This window comes from Vibrio sp. 10N.247.311.51, assembly GCF_041467855.1.
Classification (GTDB): Bacteria; Pseudomonadota; Gammaproteobacteria; order Enterobacterales; family Vibrionaceae; genus Vibrio; species Vibrio coralliirubri.
Window position 1 is genome coordinate 74692 of record NZ_JBFSVK010000010.1, and the last position, 22434, is coordinate 97125.

The following is a 22434-nucleotide window of genomic DNA, read 5'->3' on the forward strand; positions in this document are numbered from 1 at the left end:
AGTAGTAGACAATGCCAAAACGTACTGACATTAAAAGTATTCTTATTCTAGGTGCTGGCCCGATCGTTATCGGCCAAGCATGTGAGTTCGATTACTCTGGTGCTCAAGCTTGTAAAGCGCTTCGCGAAGAAGGTTACCGAGTTATTCTTGTAAACTCGAACCCAGCGACAATCATGACTGACCCAGACATGGCAGATGCAACTTACATCGAACCTATCCAATGGGAAGTTGTGCGTAACATCATCGCTAAAGAGAAGCCTGATGCAGTTCTACCTACTATGGGTGGCCAAACTGCATTGAACTGTGCGCTAGACCTAGAAAAGCACGGCGTTCTTGAAGAGTTCGGTGTTGAAATGATTGGTGCAACGGCTGACGCTATCGATAAAGCAGAAGACCGTTCACGCTTCGATAAAGCAATGAAAGCAATTGGCCTTGAGTGTCCAACTGCTGATACAGCGAAAACGATGGAAGAAGCTTACAAAGTTTTAGACATGGTTGGCTTCCCTTGTATCATTCGTCCATCGTTCACGATGGGTGGTACTGGTGGCGGTATCGCTTACAACAAAGAAGAATTTGAAGAAATCTGTCGTCGTGGTTTGGACTTATCTCCAACAAACGAACTTCTTATCGATGAATCACTTATCGGTTGGAAAGAGTACGAGATGGAAGTGGTTCGTGACAAAAACGACAACTGCATCATCGTATGTGCGATTGAAAACTTCGACCCAATGGGTATTCACACGGGTGACTCAATCACCGTGGCTCCAGCTCAAACGCTGACAGACAAAGAATACCAACTAATGCGTAACGCATCTCTAGCAGTACTGCGCGAGATTGGTGTTGAAACAGGTGGTTCAAACGTACAGTTTGGTATCAACCCGAAAGATGGCCGTATGGTTATCATCGAGATGAACCCACGTGTATCTCGCTCTTCTGCACTAGCATCTAAAGCAACAGGTTTCCCAATCGCTAAGATTGCAGCGAAACTGGCTGTTGGTTTCACGCTAGACGAGCTAATGAATGACATCACTGGCGGCGCAACGCCAGCATCATTCGAACCAACAATCGACTACGTAGTAACTAAGATTCCTCGTTTTAACTTCGAGAAATTTGCAGGTGCTAACGACCGTCTAACGACGCAAATGAAGTCGGTTGGTGAAGTTATGGCTATCGGCCGTAACCAACAAGAATCTCTACAAAAAGCACTTCGCGGCCTAGAAGTTGGCGCGACTGGTTTTGACGAAATGGTAGACCTAGACGCACCAGATGCTCTAACGACTATCCGTCACGAACTTAAAGAAGCTGGCGCAGAGCGTATTTGGTACATCGCTGACGCATTCCGTGCTGGTATGTCGGTAGATGGTGTATTCAACCTAACGCAAATCGACCGTTGGTTCCTAGTTCAAATCGAAGACATCGTTAAGCTAGAGCAAGAACTTAAAGCGAAAGGCTTTGCTGGTCTAAATAAAGACGAGCTAAACAAGCTTAAGCGTAAAGGTTTTGCTGATGCGCGCCTATCTAAGATTCTAGGTGTAGCAGAAAGTGAAATCCGTCGTCTACGTGACCAATACGATATCCACCCGGTATACAAGCGTGTAGATACGTGTGCGGCTGAGTTCTCTTCAGATACGGCTTACATGTACTCATCTTACGATGACGAGTGTGAAGCAAACCCAACAGACAAAGAAAAAATCATGATTCTAGGTGGCGGTCCAAACCGTATCGGCCAAGGTATTGAATTTGACTACTGTTGTGTACACGCATCACTAGCGCTACGTGAAGATGGCTACGAAACTATCATGGTTAACTGTAACCCTGAGACAGTTTCTACAGACTACGATACGTCTGACCGTCTGTACTTCGAACCAGTAACTCTGGAAGACGTACTGGCAATCGCTCGCGTTGAGAAGCCAAAAGGCGTTATCGTTCAGTACGGTGGTCAAACGCCACTTAAACTGGCTCGTGCTCTTGAAGCAGCTGGCGTACCAATCATCGGTACTAGCCCTGACGCAATCGACCGTGCAGAAGACCGTGAGCGTTTCCAAGTTGCTGTAGACCGTCTAGGCCTACTTCAGCCAGAAAATGCGACAGTAACAACAATGGAGCAAGCGGTAGAGAAATCTCGTGAAATTGGCTTCCCACTGGTTGTACGTCCTTCTTACGTACTTGGTGGTCGTGCGATGGAAATCGTATACGACGAACAAGACCTACGTCGCTACTTCAACGAAGCAGTAAGCGTATCAAACGAATCTCCAGTACTACTTGATAGCTTCTTAGATGACGCTGTTGAAGTTGACGTAGATGCGATTTGTGACGGTGAGCGCGTTGTAATCGGCGGTATCATGGAGCACATCGAGCAAGCGGGTGTTCACTCAGGTGACTCAGCATGTTCTCTTCCTGCATACACGCTAAGCCAAGAAATCCAAGACGTAATGCGCGAGCAAGTTGAAAAGCTAGCGTTCGAGTTGGGTGTTCGTGGTCTGATGAACACGCAGTTTGCTGTTAAGAACAATGAAGTGTACCTAATCGAGGTTAACCCTCGTGCAGCACGTACGGTTCCATTTGTATCTAAAGCAACTGGCGCGCCAATCGCTAAGATTGCTGCTCGTGTAATGGCGGGTCAATCTCTAGAGTCTCAAGGCTTTACGAAAGAAATCATCCCTCCTTACTACTCAGTGAAAGAAGTTGTACTTCCATTCAACAAGTTCCCTGGTGTTGACCCACTGTTAGGCCCTGAAATGCGCTCTACTGGTGAAGTTATGGGTGTTGGTGCGACGTTTGCTGAAGCATACTCTAAAGCTGAATTGGGTTGTGGCAACATCTACCCAGAAGGCGGTCGTGCACTTCTTTCTGTTCGCGAAGGCGACAAAGAGCGTGTTGTTGACCTAGCATCTAAGCTATCTAAGCTTGGTTACCAGCTAGACGCAACGCACGGTACTGCGGTTATCCTTGGCGAAGCGGGCATCAACCCACGTCTAGTAAACAAGGTACATGAAGGTCGTCCTCACATTCTTGACCGTATCAAGAACAACGAGTACACGTACATCGTGAACACTGCAGCTGGCCGTCAAGCGATTGAAGATTCTAAAGTTCTTCGTCGTGGTGCACTTGCTGAGAAAGTTAACTACACGACTACGCTAAACGCTGCATTCGCGACTTGTATGGCGCACACTGCAGACGCGAAAACGTCAGTAACTTCAGTTCAAGAGCTACACGCTCAGGTTAAAGCTTCTCAAGCTTAATCGCCTAAAGTGTATCGCTGATAAGCGGATATAAATGCTCAAAGCCCACTCTTCGGAGTGGGCTTTTTTATGTCTGTTATTCCGCGGTAACTTAATGATGAATATTTGGAATAGGTTAGAATCTTGTGTTTCGTTATTGCTCGTCTGCCGTGAGTGGTAACTTGTCGCTACACAGGACATTAAGGCGTTGGGTATATGGAAATCACTCTAGAAATATTGGCTATCTTGTTTGTTGTTGCAACGGCAGCAGGCTTTATTGATGCAATGGCTGGCGGCGGTGGGTTACTGACTCTACCTGCATTGCTAGCGGCTGGAGTTCCACCGACGCAGGCATTGGCAACTAACAAACTCCAAAGCTCATTTGGCAGCTTCTCCGCAAGTTGGTATTTCGTGCGCAACGGTATCGTCAGCATCAAAGAGATGCGCCTTGCTATCTTTTGTACCTTTATTGGCTCTGCAATTGGCGCTGAGTTAGTCCAGCACATTGATGCGAGCCTACTGACCAGTGTTATCCCACTGCTGCTTATCGCTATCTCTCTCTATTTCCTGTTGGCACCCCAAACTAGAGCGTCTGAAGGAAAACAGAAGATCTCTGAGGCCATGTTTGCTCTGTGTATTGGTGGCGGCGTGGGTTTCTATGATGGCTTTTTTGGCCCAGGAACAGGTTCTATCTTCACCGTCTGCTTTGTTGCTATTGGTCACTTCTCGTTAGTCGATGCTACGGCGCGTACTAAAGTACTTAACTTTACCTCGAATATCGCTGCCTTAATTTTCTTTATTTTGGCTGGTTTGCCTATTTGGGAGTTGGGATTAGTGATGGCGGTCGGTGGATTTATGGGCGCTCAGCTTGGCGCTAAAGTAGTGGTGACAAAAGGGCAGAAATGGATTCGCCCCCTTGTGATCGTGATGTCGATGCTAATGGCGTCTAAACTGCTTTGGGAACAGCATCAACAATGGATTCTATCAGTGTTTTAACTCGTGGAGACTGGTAACTATTTGGTCTGACACAGATATGAATCGGCCGAATCAAGCCTGCTAATTCGGTGAAGCTATACAGATATTGAAGCTCAATATTGAGTGTTTTTACGATAGAGAGCGGTATTAACGCTGGCCCAGTCCCGCCCAATGCAAGTTGAGCCGCTGCGGTGTAGGCATCCATCTCCATCAAGGGTTTGATACCAAACTTCTCTAATACAGAAAGTTGATAAGAATTGGCAGGGTTGGTCATGTCGTTAGTGATGACCATTGGAGGAAGCTCCGTTAGCGGTGACTTACTCACTATGTAAAACGGCTCATCAAATAGATGGAAGGTCATCAACCCATGATGTGGTGGCAGTAAGCCAGCACACAACCCCAAGGTCGCCTTGCCAGATTGCACTCGCTCTATGATTCTCGGCGTGTGGTTGGTGGTAATGGTGATGTACTTATCTTGCTGGATAAATTGGCCCATCATCTCACCTAAATAACCGGCTATCAGAGATTTAGAGCTGTCTAGGGTGATGAGAGTGGTATCTTCCAACTCTTGCTGTTCATAAATAAGCCCGCGAAGTTCATTGAATGTAGGGCCAATACTCTCTATTAATGCTATCGCATCTGGCGTGAGTTTTATCTGTCGGCCACTCGGTTCAATGAGCTTTTTACCTAGCTTCTTTTCTAAATTCGCAATCCGTTTGCTGACCGCTGATTGGCTGATATAAAGCAAACTGCCTGTGCGGCTCATGGTCTTTGCTTTACTCAATACCAGTAGAGTTTCGATTCCTTCGAGTAGCATTGGGTTATATTCATGAAAGTTGGGAATGATTGTTTCAACTTACCTTAAACAACGTTCATTCTCTAGTCTTGGGCTCATAGATATCAAACAAGCTAGGAGTTTTGAAGCTAGCCCGTCAGTTAATTAGTTAGGTTCTTTTTACTAGACTTGCGATGCGCTGACCAAAATAGAAAGCAGTCTGAAGATCGTTACTGTTGATGTGACTACTGGTGTTATCTGCCGTCTCATCTTCACTGGCGACCAAACCTATGCTTGATCCTGTGCGATTCAAACCTAAGTCATCAATGTGCTTCGAGATATCAAGCCCTGCCCAAATCATGCCATGCTGACAAGCCAGAGTGAAAAAGCTCAACAAGGTTTGTTGCTGCTCGCCGTTAAGGCTGCCACCTGTGGTAAAACCCGCTGCGAGTTTATTTCGCCATGCTTTCTTACAGTAGCTATCACTGCTTGCATCCATAAAACTCTTAAACTGAGCGGCTGGTGAACCCATGTAAGTCGGAGAGCCAAAGATAATGGCGTCACAGTTATCTAATGACTTGAGCTTATCATCGTTGTCATACCTTCCTTCGACCACTTCAGAAGATAGCACTTCGACAAGGAGTACTGAGTTAGGTTGTTGAGTGTTAATGCCTTCAGCGATTGTTTCAGCGACTTGCTTAGTTGCTCCATTCTTAGAGAAGAAAACAATGCCAACTTTACCAATACTCATCTTGAACTCCCTTTGACAATGTTAGTAAATATATTCATTTATAAAGCTATTTGTTTATTAATATAGCCTGTGAATTAGATAAGTAAACAAAAAACATTACTAACCTAATGAGCTAATGGACTAACTAAATTGAGTGTTAGGAAAAGAAGGGATCTTTGAAGAGTGGAAATCGAGGGTATCAGTGATTTGAAACCGGATTAAAAAAGGCCCCTTTGCGGAGCCTTTCTCTTTGTAAAGATAGCTTATTTGATGGCGAAGGTCGGCAATGATAAATGCCAACGAATAGCGCCAAGTCTGATCAATAGTGTTGAGAACACGCCGGCCAGAAATGCAGTTTCTGAGTCGTGCCCCATGCTGATCGCCATGGTATGGAAAGCGCCTCCAATGATACAAGCGGTCGCGTAGACTTCACTTCTTAGAATCATTGGCACTTCACGGGCAAGTACGTCACGGATAATACCGCCACCGCAACCGGTGATGACACCCATGATGATGGCCACTAATGCTGAATCTTGATAGATAAGCGCCTTTTCTACACCAATGCCAACAAACACCGCTAAGCCAATCGCATCACATACCGGCAATATCCACCAAGCCAGACGTTTCGGGCGTCTTACAATAATCATGGTCAGCAAACAGGTGATGATGATGACCCAAAGGTAGGTGGTATCGGTTATCCAAAATACGGGAGTCGCGCCCAATGCCATGTCACGAATTGTACCGCCACCAATTGCGGTAACACTGCCTAGAACGGCGACGCCAAAGGGATCCATCTTAAGACGGCCAGCGACAAATACGCCTGAGACGGCAAAGATGGCAGTGCCAAATAAATCGATAATATAAAGCAGCATGGAGTCCATGATACTGGTGCTCTTATAGTTAAAATTGTAGGGACAGGTCGGTGGCGAATTGTACGAAAAAACGCAGCAAATAGTTAGTGATTTTGCCTAGCTCTATCGAAGAAATCGCACACTTGTTGGATCGCTTTCAAAGTTCTCGTTGTCGGGCGATTAATCCAGTCAGAATTGAGGGACCAAATCTGATTTTGAGCGACAGCTGGGATCTCATCTTCCCATGTTTGCCACATGGTTCCATTCTCAATCGCGTGCTGAGAAGTGAAGATCACTTGCGGTTTTCTTAATACAACTTGTTCAATACCAACTTGCGGATATGGGGAGGCGCTGTCTTCAAAAATATTGTGACCACCACAAAACTCAAACACCTCACTTGGCCAGTGTCCTTGAGCAACAGTGATGATCGGCTTTTCACTGAGTTGGTAGAAGTAGTTTACTGGCTCGGCATCTTTGTATTTTAGTCTCAACGCGTTGAGCTGCTCTCTGTATTGCTGAGCGTTATTTTCGCCAATACTTGGATCGCTAGCGTATTGGCTGAGTTGTTCAATATTGGTTGCGATACTGTCTAGGCTTTTGGTTTTGGAGTAGTAAATATTAAAACCAAATTGTTCTAGCTTCGCGAGCTCTCTGGGCGGGTTTCCGGCTGGCCACGCAAGAATCAAATCAGGCTGAAGTGCGATGATCTTCTCAACCTTGATGCCTTGATAGTTTGCCACTTTTTCAAGCTTGTCGGCTTGCGGTGGGTAATCACTTCGTTCACTTACGGCTACAAGGTTGTTACCTAAACCTGCGCTGTACGCGATCTCAGTGGCATGAGGAGCAAGGCTGACCACGCGTTGAGCCGGCTGAACTTTTTCTGGAGTCAGTGGTGCTTCTTCTGCAAATGATAAAGGCAGCCATAAGCTGGAAGACAAAATAGTAAGGCTTGTAACAAGTGTTGAAGATTTCACTCTAAATCCCTTGGTGAATAAATAGTAAGGCTAGGCTTTGTAAAAAAATCCAGATAGCGATGCGACCAAAGAGTAGTTTCTGAACCTGAGATAGATGCAGAGCTGACGGTGCGATTCTTCCGCCTAATTTTGCGCGAATGGCTTTGGTGTTGTCGTAAATCGCAGGGCCACCCAATGATAGTTCCAGCTTGTTGCCAACGGCCGTGATCAACCAGGCAGGGCCGGGCAGTGGCCAAGAGCGACTTTGGACTAACATCATCTTAAATGTGTGCGTTGCTTTATCACCACATACGATCATCAAAGCAAAAAAACGTATCGGTATAAATTCGAGAATAGCGACTATCTTGATCGCCGTTGAGCCGAATGGAGAAAATTGCTTGCGACTTGGCGACCAAGCTCGAGCTAACTCAACCAAAAGGCGATACATTAACGCGGCCATTCCACCACCAATCGCGTACCAGAACAACACACAAACTACGTTACGAGCGTAACCCATGATGATGGTTTCTGTGGCGGCTTTGCCTAGGCCAAGTGACGAAAGTGATTCGGTTTGACGATTGACAATCGGAGCCAGTAACTGACGAGCTGCCGCTTTATCTTCTCGGCCAAGTGCTTTGATCAGTTGGTTAGCCAGCTTTTCATTATTGCGCCAATCAATCGCGAGTAATAACAGTGCCAATTCAAACAGTTGAGATTGCCAAACCAATGGTTGCAGTGCCAAGATAATAACCAGAGTTGGCAGTACCATTAACCCCCAGGCTAATGTGCCTGAGATTAAACTTTGGGAATAGTTGTGGTTGTTATTAACCTTGCTTGCTAAAAGCTCAGCAAACTTATGCCATAAGGTCGTGGGGTGTGCGGCATGGGGGATAGGTAAAATTAAATGAAAAAGCAGTGCTCCCCACATCACAAGGAGCACGCCATTTGCAAATACCTGATCAAACAGTGTTTGCATGTCTAGTCGCTTACTTTAGTAGGGCAACCATCTTAATAACCATTTCAGAAGAGCTTTGTGCTGCTAGTGGCAGGAACTCTTCGAAGCTCATTGGTGATTCTTTGTCTGCAACATCAGAGATTGCACGAACAACCACGAATGGTACTTGGAATTGGTGACAAGCTTGAGCGATAGCCGATGCTTCCATCTCTACAGCAACAACAGATGGGAAGTGCTTGCGGATGAACTCTTGGCGTTCTGCCGTGCAAACAAATGCGTCGCCAGTACAGATAAGACCGCGAACGGCATGCTTGTCTTCCATTTGTGCTAGTGCTTGCTCAGCAACAGCCATCAGTTTGTCGTCAGCTTTGAACGCTGCCGGTTGACCTGCCATTTGGCCGATTTCGTAACCGAAAGCTGTAACGTCTGCATCGTGGTGTCGAACTTCAGTTGAGATAACCACATCGCCAAGGTTCAGTGTTGAATCAAAACCGCCAGCAGAGCCCGTGTTAAGAACGACATCTGGTTGGTATTCGCTTAGTAGGATTGAAGTACCAACAGCCGCTGCTACTTTACCAATGCCAGATTGAAGCAAAACAACGTCAACACCATTTAGCTGACCAGAGAAAAAGGTACAACCGCCTTTATTAACTTCAGTAATGTCTGAAATTGCTGCTTTTAGGATCGCAACTTCTTGCTCCATTGCGCCAATGATGCCGATTTTCATGTGTAGTCTCTTATAAAAAATATTTAAACAGTAGAGCGAAATTGTAGCATGGATAAGAAGTGTCGAGCGACTGCCCTGAGGCACTTCTCATCCGAATAGCAGCGATTTATCTGCGTATTCTTCTATCTATTTGATTAGGCCTTCGCTTTTCAAGCTAGCACGAAGTTGTTCAGCTCGTTTTCGGTTTACGCCAAAATCAGAATGGCCAGTACGAGACTCTGAACGCACGATCAGTTTGCCATCCGTGATCTTAAGCTCTAAGTCATCGACAAAGCGCATGATGCGAGAGGTACATTCAACACGCAGATAATCTTCTGTTTTACTTGCGGTTTTCGATCCCGGTAAGGTTAGTGCAACCTGCTCAATCGCATCTAAGTTCGCTGAATCTGACAACTCAAACGCAGCCAATGCATGTTGCTCACGGTCATCTTGAGTTGATACGCAGTTTGGTTTGTCTCCACAAGGTGATGAAGTTCTGTCTTTCATGTCCGTGATTCCTTGGCTGCAAGCGGTTAAAGTCAAAAGAGATAGAGAGAGGAGAGCGGCTTTTTTCATAGTGTTTCCTATGGCGTTGTTTTAATTTTAATTGTAGTTCTCGGTATTCGTTAATTTGCGATTGTTTTACGTATTCTTTGTTATGCCGTTGGTAAAACGTATCGAACTTAAAAAAGGATCCATATACGGATCCTCTTTTTATAGTAACGGCTTGATTAATAGCGGAAACTTTAGATTAGTCACACTTCTAGGTAATCCAAGATCCCTTCTGCGGCTTTACGGCCTTCATCGATAGCGGTCACCACTAAGTCAGATCCTCGAACCGCATCACCACCTGCAAAGATCTTGCTGTTGGTGGTTTGGTATTGAAACTCTTGTTTGCCAGGAGCCTTGATGCGACCCCACTGATCGAGCTCCACACCGAAAGGTTCTAGCCATTCCATCGCATGAGGTTGGAAACCAAATGCCATGATAACGGCATCTGCCTCAAGAACATGCTCACTGCCTTCGACAGGTTCCGGGCGACGGCGACCTGCTTCATCAGGCTCACCTAAAGCGGTTTTCACGAATTTAACGCCAACCACATGACCAGCGCTGTTAAGCTCTAAGCCAATAGGTTGTAGGTTGAACTTGAACTTCACGCCCTCTTCACGCGCATTCTTCACCTCACGACGAGAGCCCGGCATATTGGCTTCATCTCGGCGATAAGCACAAACAACATTAGCTGCATGCTGACGAATCGAAGTTCGGACACAGTCCATCGCGGTATCACCACCACCGAGCACAACCACTTTTTTGCCTTTCATGTCGATGAATGGTGTTGGGTTATCCAGTTCCATGACCTTGTAGGTATTGGAAACAAGGAATGGTAGGGCATCATAAACGCCCGGTGCATCTTCGTTGTCTAAACCTGCACGCATGTTTTTATAGGTACCGACACCTAAGAAGACAGCATCGTAGTCATCGACCAGTTGTTGTAGTTGAACGTCTTTACCGACTTCGGTATTCATCTTAAATTCGACACCCATACCACTAAAGATACGGCGACGGTTTTCCATGATGCCTTTCTCTAGTTTGAACGATGGGATACCAAACGTGAGCAGGCCACCGATCTCCGGATAGCGGTCAAATACTACGGCCTTCACACCGTTTCGAACTAAGATATCAGCAGCAGCAAGACCTGCGGGGCCTGCACCGATGATTGCGACCTTTTTATCGGTCCATTCGACATGCGACATGTCTGGCTTCCAACCCATCTCAAACGCTTTGTCATTGATGTATTTTTCAATGTTGCCGATGGTTACTGCGCCGAAATCGTCGTTGAGGGTACAAGAGCCTTCACACAAACGGTCTTGAGGACAAACTCGTCCGCAAACCTCAGGCAAGCTGTTGGTTTGATGGGACAGTTCAGCCGCTTCGATAATGCGCCCCTCATTGGCAAGCTTGAGCCATTGAGGGATGTAGTTGTGGACTGGGCACTTCCATTCACAGTAAGGGTTACCGCAATCTAAGCAGCGGTCAGCTTGCGCCTTAGCTTGTTGCTTCGTGAAAGGTTCGTAGATCTCTACAAACTCAATCTTACGTATTTTGATTGGTTTCTTCGCTGGATCTACGCGATTCACATCAATAAATTGGTATACATTCTGGCTCATTATTGGCTCCTTCCAATTATTGCGCTTGAACACGAAGTTCAGCAGAACTGCGGCTTTGGTGGCCGAGCAAGGTGTTAAGATCCGCCGTCTTTGGCTTCACTAGGTAGAACTTCGGAATCCATTCATCAAAGTTCGCCAGAATCGCTTCAGCGTGTACTGAACCTGTCTCTTCTAAGTGCTCTGCAATCAAACCACGCAGATGTTCTTGGTGGATGTATAGGTCAGACAGAGAAAGTGCCTCAACCGATTCGTTGTTCACACGGCCTTGGAAGTCTTCATTCTTATCCATCACATAAGCAAAACCACCCGTCATACCAGCGCCGAAGTTGACGCCGGTTGCGCCAAGAATGGCAACAATACCGCCCGTCATATACTCACAAGCGTTATCACCTGCGCCTTCAATCACAGCGACGGTACCTGAGTTACGTACGCCAAATCGCTCGCCGGCAGTTCCTGCTGCAAATAGCTTGCCTCCTGTCGCACCATACAAACAGGTGTTACCTATGATGGTCGCTTCGTTACAAACAAATGCAGTGCCTTGGTGAGGCTTGATAACCACTTTGCCGCCCGCCATGCCTTTGCCAACATAGTCATTGGCATCGCCCGTTAGGTACAACTCGACGCCACCGGCGTTCCAAACCGCAAAGGATTGGCCTGCGGTACCATCGAGATACAACTTAATTGGTGAGCCTGCCATGCCTTGGTTACCGTAACGTTTGGCAATTTCACCTGAGATACGAGCACCAATCGAGCGATCGGTGTTGATTACGTTGTAGTAAAGGCTGGTGGATTGACGTTTCTCAATCGCATCAATTGCGTCATCAAGGATCTGTTGGTTGAGTTGAGCCTTATCAAATGGTGCATTTGGCTCGGTCCAAAACAGCGGGTGACCTTCTGGAGATACCGGAGCTTCGAGTATTGAAGATAGATCGAGCTTGCTCTGTTTCGCCGTGAGGCCTTGAACGGCTTCAAGTAAATCCGTGCGACCTATCAGGTCTGTGAGCTTTTCTACGCCAAGTTCTGCAAGGTACTGGCGAACTTCGTCGGCTAGGCCGGTAAAGTAGTTCACTACCATGTCTGGCAGGCCTTTGAAGTATTCACGGCGTAGTGTTTCATCTTGAGTCGCAACGCCCGTTGCACAGTTGTTTAGGTGACAAATTCGTAAGAACTTACAACCCATCGCGACCATTGGCGCAGTACCAAAACCAAAGCTTTCAGCACCGAGAATCGCGCCCTTAATAACATCGAGTCCGGTTTTTAAACCACCATCGACTTGCAAGCGGATTTTATGGCGTAGGCCATTGGCCACCAGTGCTTGTTGAGTTTCCGCTAAGCCAAGCTCCCAAGGGCAACCTGCGTATTTTACCGAGGTCAATGGACTTGCCGCGGTACCACCATCGTAGCCAGAAATGGTGATAAGGTCGGCATAGGCTTTTGCTACACCTGTTGCAATCGTGCCTACACCCGGTTCCGATACTAACTTCACTGAAACTAAGGCTTTAGGGTTCACTTGCTTAAGGTCGAAAATAAGCTGCGCCAGATCCTCGATAGAATAAATATCGTGATGTGGAGGAGGGGAGATCAGCGTGACCCCTTGAACTGAGTATCTCAGTTTGGCGATTTCTGCCGTGACTTTATGACCTGGCAGCTGACCACCTTCACCGGGTTTCGCACCTTGCGCGACCTTGATTTGCAGAACATCTGCATTGGTTAAGTAATGCGGCGTTACGCCAAATCGACCAGACGCAATCTGTTTGATGCGCGAGTTGCGGTCAGTCCCAAAGCGTCGTGGGTCTTCACCACCTTCACCAGAGTTGGAGTAGCCTCCTAATCGGTTCATCGCCATAGCCAGTGCTTCATGAGCTTCTGGGCTCAAAGCTCCAATCGACATCGCAGCCGAGTCAAAGCGCTTAAACAGATCGCTACTTGGCTCTACTTGCTCAAGTGTTAGTGGTTTATCGGCTTTTCTGAGGCTCATTAAGTCACGTAACATTGCCGCAGGGCGAGCATTTACCTGTTTAGCAAAAGAGAGGTAATCCGAAGTTTCGCCAGTTTTAACTGCGGTTTGCAGTGTGCCAACTACATCTGGGTTGTAGGCGTGATATTCACCGCCATGGACGTATTTCAGTAAACCGCCGTGTTCGATCGGTTTGCGCTTAGTCCACGCTTTACGAGATAAGTTATAGATATCTTGTTGGAAATCGCTAAAGCTTGCGCCTTGGATTCGTGTGGTAACTCCGCGGAAACAGAGCTTAACAACATCGGAATGTAGGCCAACGGCTTCGAAAAGTTGCGAACAACGATATGAAGCAATCGTAGAAATACCCATCTTCGACATGATCTTATACAGACCTTTGTTGATGCCGTTTTGGTAGTTCTGCATCGCGGTACGATAGTCTTTATCTAAAGAACCATCATCCAACATTTTACCTAACGCTTCATAAGCAAGGTATGGATAAACCGCGGTCGCACCGAAGCCAAGTAGAACTGCGAACTGATGTGGGTCACGAGCAGTGGCTGTCTCAACCACGATGTTGGCATCACAACGCAGGTTAGTATCAGCAAGCCTTGTTTGAACCGCGCCAACCACCATGGCTGCAGGGATCGGTAGTTTGCCTTTTTCTAAACCTTTGTCCGATAGCACAACTAAAACCGCACCCTCACGGACTTCTTGTTCCGCGCTATCACATACCGCTTTGATCGCTTGTTCGAGATCTTGATGATTCGGGTCGTAGTGCATGCTGAGAATGACATGACGGTAATGTTTCTGACTTAACTGCAGAAGCTGTTGCATGTCTGAGTAAAGCAGTACTGGTGAATCAAACGTCACACGATAGGCGTGACCGTCTGTTTCACAGAACACGTTCATCTCTTTACCGATACTGGTCGCCAAAGACATCACGTGTTTTTCACGCAATGGATCAATCGGAGGATTGGTGACCTGTGCAAACTTCTGACGGAAGTAATCAGTAACCAGGCGCTCTTTTGAAGAGAGAACAGCCATCGGCGTATCATCGCCCATTGAGCCTACTGCTTCTTGCCCCATATCACCAAGTACACGCAGTACTTGGTCGGACTCCTCGTTGCTCATCGCAAACTGTTTTTGGTAGGTCTTGAGCGTGTCATCGTCAAAGCTACGCTTACCGACTTGGTCATCTTGCAACGCAGAAAATGGCGTTAATTTGTGAACATTCTTTTCCATCCACTCTTTATATGGGTGGCGGCTTTTGAGGTCATTATCGATTTCATTAGATTGCCACAGTTTGCCGCGGCGAGTATCTATCACCAGTAACTCACCTGGACCAACACGACCTTTTTCTGCAACTTCATCCGGTGCGTAATTCCAGATACCGACCTCAGATGCTAGCGTGATTAGGTTGTCTTTGGTGATGACATAACGTGCTGGACGCAGGCCATTTCTATCGAGGTTACACGCGGCGTAACGACCATCTGAAAGTACGATACCAGCTGGGCCATCCCACGGTTCCATGTGCTTGGAGTTGAAGTCGTAAAAGGCACGCAGATCGGGGTCCATATCTGGGTGATTTTGCCAAGCGGGCGGCACAAGCATGCGCATCGCTCGGAACACATCCATACCACCGGCAAGGAACAGGTCGAGCATGTTATCTAGGCTTGATGAATCTGAGCCTGTCTCATTCACAAAGGGTGCTGCGGTTTGTAAGTCTGGCAGCAACGGCGAAGAGAATTTATAGGCACGAGCCTTAGCCCACTGACGGTTACCTTCAATAGTATTGATCTCACCATTGTGCGCTAAATATCGGAATGGTTGAGCCAGTGGCCAGCGTGGCTGAGTATTGGTTGAAAAGCGCTGGTGGAACAGACATATCGCCGATTCCATACGTAAGTCAGCAAGATCGAGGTAAAATCGCGGAAGATCGGCCGGCATACACAGACCTTTGTAAACCATGACTTGTGTCGAAAGGCTACAAATATAGAAATCTTTGTCTTCGCTGATCTGCTTTTCAATTCTACGACGAGCGATATAAAGGCGTCGTTCAATATCGCGTTCACGCCAACCAGCAGGGGCTGAGATAAAGACTTGCTGAATATTGGGAACGGAATCTTTGGCAATCGGACCTAATACGTCGGTGTTGGTCGGCACGACACGCCAACCTGCAACCGTTAAGGTCTCTTGAGCGAGCTCTTTATTGACGATGTCTTGCGCGGTTTGCGCTTTGGTTGGATCTTGGCTGAAGAAAATCATGCCAACAGCGTATTGCTTGCCGAGCTTGAAGTTATTCTCTTCTGCAATAATTCTGAGATAAGAGTCTGGCTTCTGTAGCAATAAGCCACAGCCATCTCCTGTTTTACCATCCGCAGCAATACCGCCACGGTGTGTCATACGATCGAGGGCTGAAATAGCAGTTCGTACCAACTTATGACTCGGTTGGCCTTCCATTTGCGCTATTAAACCAAATCCACAGTTGTCTTTTTCAAGACTAGGATCATATAGAGCCATTGCAATTCTCCCTTTTGCTTCTCTGTCATCCAGACAGTAAATGACTAACTATTCATATACTTGTTGTTTTTTATAAACTGATAGTTCGCTTTAGCCAGTTAAAACGTTATTGGTTGTGTTAACAAAACCGATTGATTTTATTTTCATCAGCTTTACAACGTATAGCTAATTGTGTTTAAGGTCAAGTTCATGGTTAATTATCATGCATAAACGCGATTAGCCACTTAATAATCTAAAATAGTCGATGGATATCAATGAGATATACAAGGTGGATGTTAACGGGATTTAACATATACAACAGGGTGATTTTGAAAACGACAAATGCCAGATAGAAAAAAGGCTAGCATCGAGTGCTAGCCAAATATAAAAGTTAGGAAGGGTGTTGCTTTTCCTCTAGGCTAACGTCATCGACGCTAGCCTGAGAAATATTATGCGGAAAGCATGAGTGAATCAGCTTTCGCTTCTAAGTTTGAGTTACCCATTAAGAAGTCATCAATGGCAATTGCACATTCACGACCTTCATTAATACAACGTACAACTAGAGATTGACCAGTACGCATATCGCCAGCAGCGAAAACACCTTTCTGGTTCGTTGCAAAACCTTCAGAAGCAACATTACCGCGCTCGTCCAGTTTAATGTCTAGTTGAGCAAGCACACCGGTTGGCTCTGGGTGTAAGAAGCCCATTGCTAGGAATGCCATGTCACAAGGAATAACACGTTCAGAGTTCGCGACTTCATCAAAACCTGGACGCTCACCTGGTTTCGCATCTTGCCAAACGATGTCAGCAATACGTAGACCCGTCACTTGACCTTGCTCGTTGCCGATGAACTCTTTGGTTAAGATGTTCCAGTGACGTTCACAACCTTCTTCGTGAGAAGTGGTAGTTTTCATGATCATTGGGTATTGAGGCCAAGGCATATTTGCAGGGCGCTTCTCTGGTGGGATCGGCATGATCTCAACCTGAGTAATGCTTGCTGCCTTATGGCGGTTTGATGTGCCCACGCAGTCAGAACCAGTATCACCACCACCGATAACCACAATGTGTTTATCTTTAGCGTGAATCTCTTCTGTCTTAAGATCTAAGTCGTTGGCACGGCGGTTGTTTTGACCAAGGAATTCCATGGCAAAGTGAACGCCTTCCAGCTCACGACCTGGGATTGGTAAGTCGCGTGGAACCGTAGAACCACCCGTTAGCAATACCACATCAAACTCTTGGCGTAGCTGTTGAGCATTAACATCAACACCGATGTGTTGGTTAACTTTAAACACAACGCCAGCTTCAGCCATTAGGTTGATCTTACGATCTATCACGTCCATACCCAGTTTGAAATCTGGGATACCGAAGCGAAGTAGACCACCGACTTTCTCGTCACGTTCAAATACCGTTACCGAGTGACCAGCGCTGTTTAGCTGCTCAGCTGCGGCTAGGCCAGCAGGACCTGAACCGATAACTGCGACAGTTTTACCTGTGCGAGAGCGTGGTGTTTTAGGTTTTGCGTACCCTTCACGGTACGCAGTTTCTACAATCGTTTTCTCGATATTACAGATAGTGATTGGGTCTTGGTTGATACCAAGAACACAGGCACTTTCACAAGGAGCAGGACAAACACGACCTGTAAACTCAGGGAAGTTGTTGGTAGAGCTTAGAATGTTCCAAGCCTCTTCCCAGCTGTCACGGTAAACCGCATCATTGAATTCTGGGATGATGTTACCAATCGGACAGCCGTTGTGACAGAAAGGTACGCCACAGTCCATACAACGAGAGGCTTGAGTATTGATCTTTTCACCAAACTCTTCGTTGAGTACGAACTCTTTGTTGTCTTCAATTCGAACTGACGGGTCAAGCTTCTTTGGAAGCTCACGACCGTGTTCTAAAAATCCAGTAGGCTTACCCATTATACTGCCTCCACTTCTTCCGTTTGTGCCTGTTGTGCTTCAGCTTTACGCTTTTCAAGAACCGCTTTGTAGTCGCGTGGCATTACTTTAACTAGCGATGCAACACTTGCTTCAAAGTTGTCTAAGAAAGACTGAGCAACTTCACTTCCTGTGAATTCAACATGCTTAGTTAGCATATCTAGTAGAAGAACTTTATCTTCTTGTTCAATTGGATCTAGGTCTACAAGTTCAGAGTTAAGCTTGGTTTCGAAGTCACCCGCTTTATCCCAAACATAAGCCACACCGCCACTCATACCAGCAGCAAAGTTACGACCTGTTGAGCCAAGGATAATTGCGACACCGCCAGTCATGTATTCACAACCGTGGTCACCAACGCCTTCAACAACAACCTTCGCACCAGAGTTACGAACACAGAAACGTTCACCAGCCATACCGCGAATGAAAGATTCACCTGAAGTCGCACCGTAGAAACATACGTTACCAACCACGATGTTGTCTTCAGCAACGATAGTTGATTTCGCATCTGGGTACAGAACCAAAGTACCGCCAGACAGACCTTTACCCCAGTAATCGTTCGCGTCGCCTTCTACTTCGAACTTAACGCCTTTCGCAAGGAACGCACCGAAAGATTGGCCAGCACTACCGTGGAACTTAACGTTCATTGGTTGTGGTAAACCTTGGTCTTTGTAAACCTTCGAGATTTCGTTCGACAGCATGGTACCCGCTGAGCGGTCCGTGTTGATGATAGGGAAGGTCGCATTTACAGCTTCACCTTTCTCAAGTGCAGGAATTGCCGCTTGAATCAACTTGCGGTCTAGAACGTCTTCTAGGTTGTGGTTTTGTTGTGTCTGGTTGTAGATACCATCTTCTTCACGAGCCTGCTCAATGTGCAGTACAGGTGTTAGATCTAGGTTCTTGTACTTCCAGTGGCCGATGTCGTCACGAACTTTAAGTTTGTGCGATTGACCTACCATCTCATCGATAGAGCGGAAGCCAAGTTCAGCCATTACTTCACGTAGACCTTCAGCCATGTATTGGAAGAAAGTCACTACGTCTTCTACGCGGCCGTCGAAACGTTCACGCAGAGTCTTGTTCTGTGTAGCGATACCAACAGGACATGTATTCTTGTGACACTTACGCATCATGATACAGCCTTCAACCACTAGAGCTGCTGTTGCTACGCCCCATTCTTCAGCGCCAAGTAACGTTGCGACTGCAAGGTCACGTGGTGTTTTCATCTGACCATCAGACTGAACAACGATACGGTTACGTAGGCCGTTTTTCAGCAGTGTCTGGTGTGTTTCCGCTAGACCCAGCTCCCAAGGCAGACCTGTGTGACGGATAGAAGACATCGGAGATGCACCCGTACCACCATCAAAACCTGCGATAAGTACTACGTCAGCTTTCGCTTTCGCTACACCAGATGCAATCGTACCTACGCCAGCTTCCGATACTAGCTTCACGTTGACACGGCCGTTACGGTTCGCGTTTTTCAGATCGTAGATCAGCTGAGCCAAATCTTCGATTGAGTAGATATCGTGGTGTGGCGGTGGAGAGATAAGACCTACGCCCGGAGTCGAGTGACGCGTTGCACCGATCCAATCATCAACCTTATCACCAGGTAGTTGACCACCTTCGCCCGGTTTCGCACCTTGAGCCATCTTGATTTGTAGCTCATCAGCATTAGATAGGTAGTAAGACGTTACACCAAAGCGACCTGAAGCCACCTGTTTGATTGCTGAACGTTCCCAGTCGCCGTTTTCTTTACGTTCGAACCGTGCTGGATCTTCACCACCTTCACCTGAGTTTGATTTCGCACCAATGCGGTTCATCGCAACAGCCAGTGTTGAGTGAGCCTCATGCGAGATTGAACCAAAGCTCATTGCGCCGGTTGCGAAACGCTTAAGGATGTTCTCGATTGGTTCTACTTCTGCTAGAGGAATAGAGCCTGCAGGGTTCTTGATGAAGTCCAGTTGGCTACGTAGCGTTGCTGCGTTGTCACCTTGGTCATCAACTGCTTTTGCGTACTTCTTGAACTGACCGTAATCTTTGTTACGCGTCGATTCTTGAAGTAGAGAAATCGTTTCTGGGTTGAATAGGTGTTTCTCACCACGTTGTTTCCACTGGTAAACACCACCAACATCAAGGATCTGAGCTGGGATTTCACGAGCTGGATAACCAACACGGTGACGAACCAATACTTCTCGCGCGATATCGTCGATCGTTAGACCTTGAATACGAGAAACAGTACCTGTGAAGTATTTTTCAACCACTGATTTGCTAACACCAAGTGCTTCAAAGATTTGTGCACCGTGGTAAGACTGCAGCGTAGAGATACCCATCTTAGAGAAGATCTTAAGTAGACCGCCGTTAACACCTTTACGGTAGTTATCGAATAACTCACGTGGGTGTACGTTTGGATCTAGCTTCTTCGTACGTTGCAGTTCAACAATCGTTTCAATAACTAGGTATGGGTTAACTGCGTTCGCACCGTAACCGATAAGCGTTGCAAAGTGGTGTGTCTCACGAGCGTCGCCCGTTTCAACAACGATGTCACACTTAGCACGTAGACCTTTACGGATTAGGTGGTGGTGAACTGCGCCAACAGCCAGCATTGCTGGAATAGCGGCATGGTTAGAGTTAACCGCACGGTCTGTCAGTAGGATGATAGAGTAGCCATCAATCACAGCGTCTTCTGCGTATTGGCAGATACGCTTAAGTGCGCGCTCTAACTTACCTTGGTCGCCATTTGCTTGGAATACGATATCCAGCGTCTTCGCTTGAAGGTGCTCGTTATCGATTGCACGCAGTTTTTCTAACTCTGAGTTAGACAGTACTGGTGACTCAAGTTCTACTTTTTGACAGTGCTCAGGTGTTTCAGCAAGTAGGTTCTGATCCTTACCTAGGTAAGTGTTCAGAGACATAACCATACGCTCACGAATCGGGTCGATCGGCGGGTTAGTTACTTGTGCAAACAACTGTTTGAAGTAGTTTGAAAGGTGCTGCGATTGGTGAGAAAGAATCGCTAGCGGCCAGTCAGCACCCATTGCAGAAAGTGGCTCGTAGCCTGTTTTCGCAAGAGGTAGAATAATTTCGTTTACTTCTTCAGAGCTCACGCCAAACGATTGTTGTTTGTGTAGGAGTTTCTCTGGAGAAGGTTGGCTAAATTCGTTGCTCGCATCTGGTAGCTTTTTCAAGCTCAGAAGGTTCTCTTCAACCCACTTTTCGTAAGGTTGTGCTTTAGCAATGCTATCTTTCACTTCTTCATCAGAAATGATGCGGCCTTGCTCAAGGTCAGCAACAAAGATACGACCTGGTTGTAGACGACCACGGTACTCAACGTTTTCAGGTGCAATCTCAACTACGCCAGATTCAGACGCCATTACTAGGAAGTCGTCTTTAGTTACTGTGTAGCGAGAAGGACGCAGACCGTTACGGTCAAGTGTTGCACCTACTTGAACACCATCGGTGAAACATACTGATGCTGGGCCATCCCATGGTTCCATTACGTTCGCGTGGTACTGGTAGAACGCACGACGAGTTGGATCCATGTTTTTGTTTTCTTGCCATGCTTCCGGGATCATCATCATCAACGCGTGTGGCAGAGTACGACCTGAAAGAACAAGTAGCTCAAGCGCCATATCGAAGTTTGATGAATCCGAACTACCTTCCTGACAGATAGGAAGCAGCATGTCGATTTCAGCTTGTGTAAACAGATCCGATTCTAGGATTGCTTCACGTGCTTTCATCCAGTTCAGGTTGCCGCGGACCGTATTGATTTCGCCATTGTGTGCGATGTAACGGAAAGGCTGAGCTAGACGCCAGCGTGGGAATGTATTGGTAGAGAAGCGAGAGTGTACAAGTGCTAGAGCTGTCACCATGGTTGGGTTTTGCAGATCTAGGAAGTACTGAGGAACTTGTTCAGTTGTTAGCTGACCTTTGTACACCAATGTCTTGTAAGACATAGAGTTGATGTAGAAGTCATCACCGATATTTGAAACGCTTTCTAGGCATACACGAACCGTGTAGTTACGAAGAACATACAGTTTACGCTCAAGCTCTTCTGGTGTGATACCAGGGCCGCCAGAAATAAATACGTGTTCAAATTGAGGTTCAGTGCTTAGTGGGTCAGCACCAATCATTGAATTATCAGTTGGAAGTTCACGGTAACCGATAACTTCTAACTCAAGGCGTTGTGCATTGCGTTCTAGAATGTCACGACACTGTGCACGTTTGTGTTCATCTTTAGGGAAAAGTACAACACCAACACCATATTTTTCAAAAGATGGCAGCTTAATTCCAAGCTTTACGGCTTCTTCTAGTAAGAATTCGTGCGGCTTCTGTAGCAGGATACCTGCACCATCACCAGAACACGGATCGCAGCCTTGGCCGCCACGGTGTTCCATACGTGCAAGCATATCGAGTGCTTGAGTTACTACATCATGAGATTTGCGATTCTTTAGATGCGCAACAAAACCGATACCACAAGCGTCATGCTCCAATTCAGGAGTATACAGACCCTGTGAGTTCTGCTCTTGATCTACCATAGATACATCCTTCCAGTTAAATCTAGGCGCAACTTATTTGTATAAAGTCAGCCTTGTCCTTTTATATTTATGGGTCTAAACCTGCCTATGCTGGCGGTTTGAATCCTTTCCGTATCTCGCAGGAAAAGTATTGCGAGAAAAACAATCCTTAGTGATACCTGTTTGTTTTTAACCA

Annotated in this window: 13 protein-coding genes; 2 read left to right on the plus strand and 11 right to left on the minus strand. The window is 46.6% G+C overall.

Annotated elements, in window-relative coordinates:
• Positions 1-11: 11 nt before the first annotated feature.
• Complete coding sequence (carB, locus tag AB6E85_RS11460) at positions 12-3242, plus strand: carbamoyl-phosphate synthase large subunit (protein ID WP_017059294.1); 3231 nt, start codon at positions 12-14, stop codon at positions 3240-3242.
• Between the two features lie 195 nt (positions 3243-3437).
• Positions 3438-4217, plus strand: coding sequence for a TSUP family transporter (locus tag AB6E85_RS11465; protein ID WP_012603222.1), 780 nt, complete (start codon positions 3438-3440; stop codon positions 4215-4217).
• Here the strand turns inward: AB6E85_RS11465 and AB6E85_RS11470 are convergent.
• From AB6E85_RS11470 to gltB (AB6E85_RS11520), 11 genes are all read right to left on the minus strand, one after another.
• The gene (locus AB6E85_RS11470; RefSeq protein ID WP_372142720.1) at positions 4168-5013 is read right to left on the minus strand and encodes a LysR family transcriptional regulator; all 846 of its coding nucleotides are present in this window, start codon (positions 5011-5013) and stop codon (positions 4168-4170) included. The genes AB6E85_RS11465 and AB6E85_RS11470 overlap by 50 nt on opposite strands.
• Before the next feature lie 127 nt (positions 5014-5140).
• A complete protein-coding gene (locus AB6E85_RS11475; RefSeq protein ID WP_372075961.1) occupies positions 5141-5722 on the minus strand; it encodes a flavodoxin family protein in 582 nt (193 codons plus the stop codon).
• 242 nt (positions 5723-5964) lie between these two features.
• Entirely contained in the window at positions 5965-6582 is a 618-nt protein-coding gene (locus AB6E85_RS11480) for a TRIC cation channel family protein (RefSeq protein ID WP_050649519.1), read from the minus strand.
• 74 nt (positions 6583-6656) lie between these two features.
• Positions 6657-7526, minus strand: a complete 870-nt coding sequence (gene btuF / locus AB6E85_RS11485; RefSeq protein ID WP_372142722.1) for a vitamin B12 ABC transporter substrate-binding protein BtuF — start codon at positions 7524-7526, stop codon at positions 6657-6659.
• A 1-nt stretch (position 7527) separates the two neighbouring features.
• Positions 7528-8481 carry a cobalamin biosynthesis family protein gene (locus AB6E85_RS11490; protein WP_372075957.1) on the minus strand — a complete coding sequence of 318 codons (954 nt, stop codon included), beginning with the start codon at positions 8479-8481 and terminating at the stop codon, positions 7528-7530.
• Between the two features lie 10 nt (positions 8482-8491).
• Positions 8492-9187 (minus strand): 5'-methylthioadenosine/S-adenosylhomocysteine nucleosidase, encoded by a 696-nt coding sequence (mtnN, locus tag AB6E85_RS11495; protein WP_012603226.1) that lies wholly within the window; start codon positions 9185-9187, stop codon positions 8492-8494.
• Between the two features lie 126 nt (positions 9188-9313).
• A complete protein-coding gene (locus AB6E85_RS11500; protein WP_017070085.1) occupies positions 9314-9742 on the minus strand; it encodes a DUF1499 domain-containing protein in 429 nt (142 codons plus the stop codon).
• Between the two features lie 179 nt (positions 9743-9921).
• Entirely contained in the window at positions 9922-11334 is a 1413-nt protein-coding gene (locus tag AB6E85_RS11505; protein WP_050651923.1) for an FAD-dependent oxidoreductase, read from the minus strand.
• A gap of 16 nt (positions 11335-11350) precedes the next feature.
• Entirely contained in the window at positions 11351-15814 is a 4464-nt protein-coding gene (gltB, locus tag AB6E85_RS11510) for a glutamate synthase large subunit (protein WP_372142725.1), read from the minus strand.
• Between the two features lie 428 nt (positions 15815-16242).
• Positions 16243-17712: a glutamate synthase subunit beta gene (locus AB6E85_RS11515; protein WP_372142726.1), complete on the minus strand. Its 1470-nt coding sequence runs from the start codon at positions 17710-17712 to the stop codon at positions 16243-16245.
• Positions 17712-22259 (minus strand): glutamate synthase large subunit, encoded by a 4548-nt coding sequence (gene gltB, locus AB6E85_RS11520; RefSeq protein WP_372142728.1) that lies wholly within the window; start codon positions 22257-22259, stop codon positions 17712-17714. Before gltB (AB6E85_RS11520) ends, AB6E85_RS11515 begins: the two co-directional genes overlap by 1 nt.
• Positions 22260-22434: the final 175 nt, after the last annotated feature.

Excerpts from the sequence above, each read along its gene's own strand:
- gltB (WP_372142728.1), bottom strand. The coding sequence starts at position 22,259 with ATGGTAGATCAAGAGCAGAACTCACAGGGTCTGTATACTCCTGAATTG.
- AB6E85_RS11515 (WP_372142726.1), bottom strand. The coding sequence starts at position 17,712 with ATGGGTAAGCCTACTGGATTTTTAGAACACGGTCGTGAGCTTCCAAAG.
- mtnN (WP_012603226.1), bottom strand. The coding sequence starts at position 9,187 with ATGAAAATCGGCATCATTGGCGCAATGGAGCAAGAAGTTGCGATCCTA.
- AB6E85_RS11465 (WP_012603222.1), top strand. The coding sequence starts at position 3,438 with ATGGAAATCACTCTAGAAATATTGGCTATCTTGTTTGTTGTTGCAACG.
- gltB (WP_372142725.1), bottom strand. The coding sequence starts at position 15,814 with ATGGCTCTATATGATCCTAGTCTTGAAAAAGACAACTGTGGATTTGGT.
- AB6E85_RS11490 (WP_372075957.1), bottom strand. The coding sequence starts at position 8,481 with ATGCAAACACTGTTTGATCAGGTATTTGCAAATGGCGTGCTCCTTGTG.
- AB6E85_RS11505 (WP_050651923.1), bottom strand. The coding sequence starts at position 11,334 with ATGAGCCAGAATGTATACCAATTTATTGATGTGAATCGCGTAGATCCA.
- carB (WP_017059294.1), top strand. The coding sequence starts at position 12 with ATGCCAAAACGTACTGACATTAAAAGTATTCTTATTCTAGGTGCTGGC.
- AB6E85_RS11475 (WP_372075961.1), bottom strand. The coding sequence starts at position 5,722 with ATGAGTATTGGTAAAGTTGGCATTGTTTTCTTCTCTAAGAATGGAGCA.
- AB6E85_RS11500 (WP_017070085.1), bottom strand. The coding sequence starts at position 9,742 with ATGAAAAAAGCCGCTCTCCTCTCTCTATCTCTTTTGACTTTAACCGCT.
- AB6E85_RS11470 (WP_372142720.1), bottom strand. The coding sequence starts at position 5,013 with ATGCTACTCGAAGGAATCGAAACTCTACTGGTATTGAGTAAAGCAAAG.
- AB6E85_RS11480 (WP_050649519.1), bottom strand. The coding sequence starts at position 6,582 with ATGGACTCCATGCTGCTTTATATTATCGATTTATTTGGCACTGCCATC.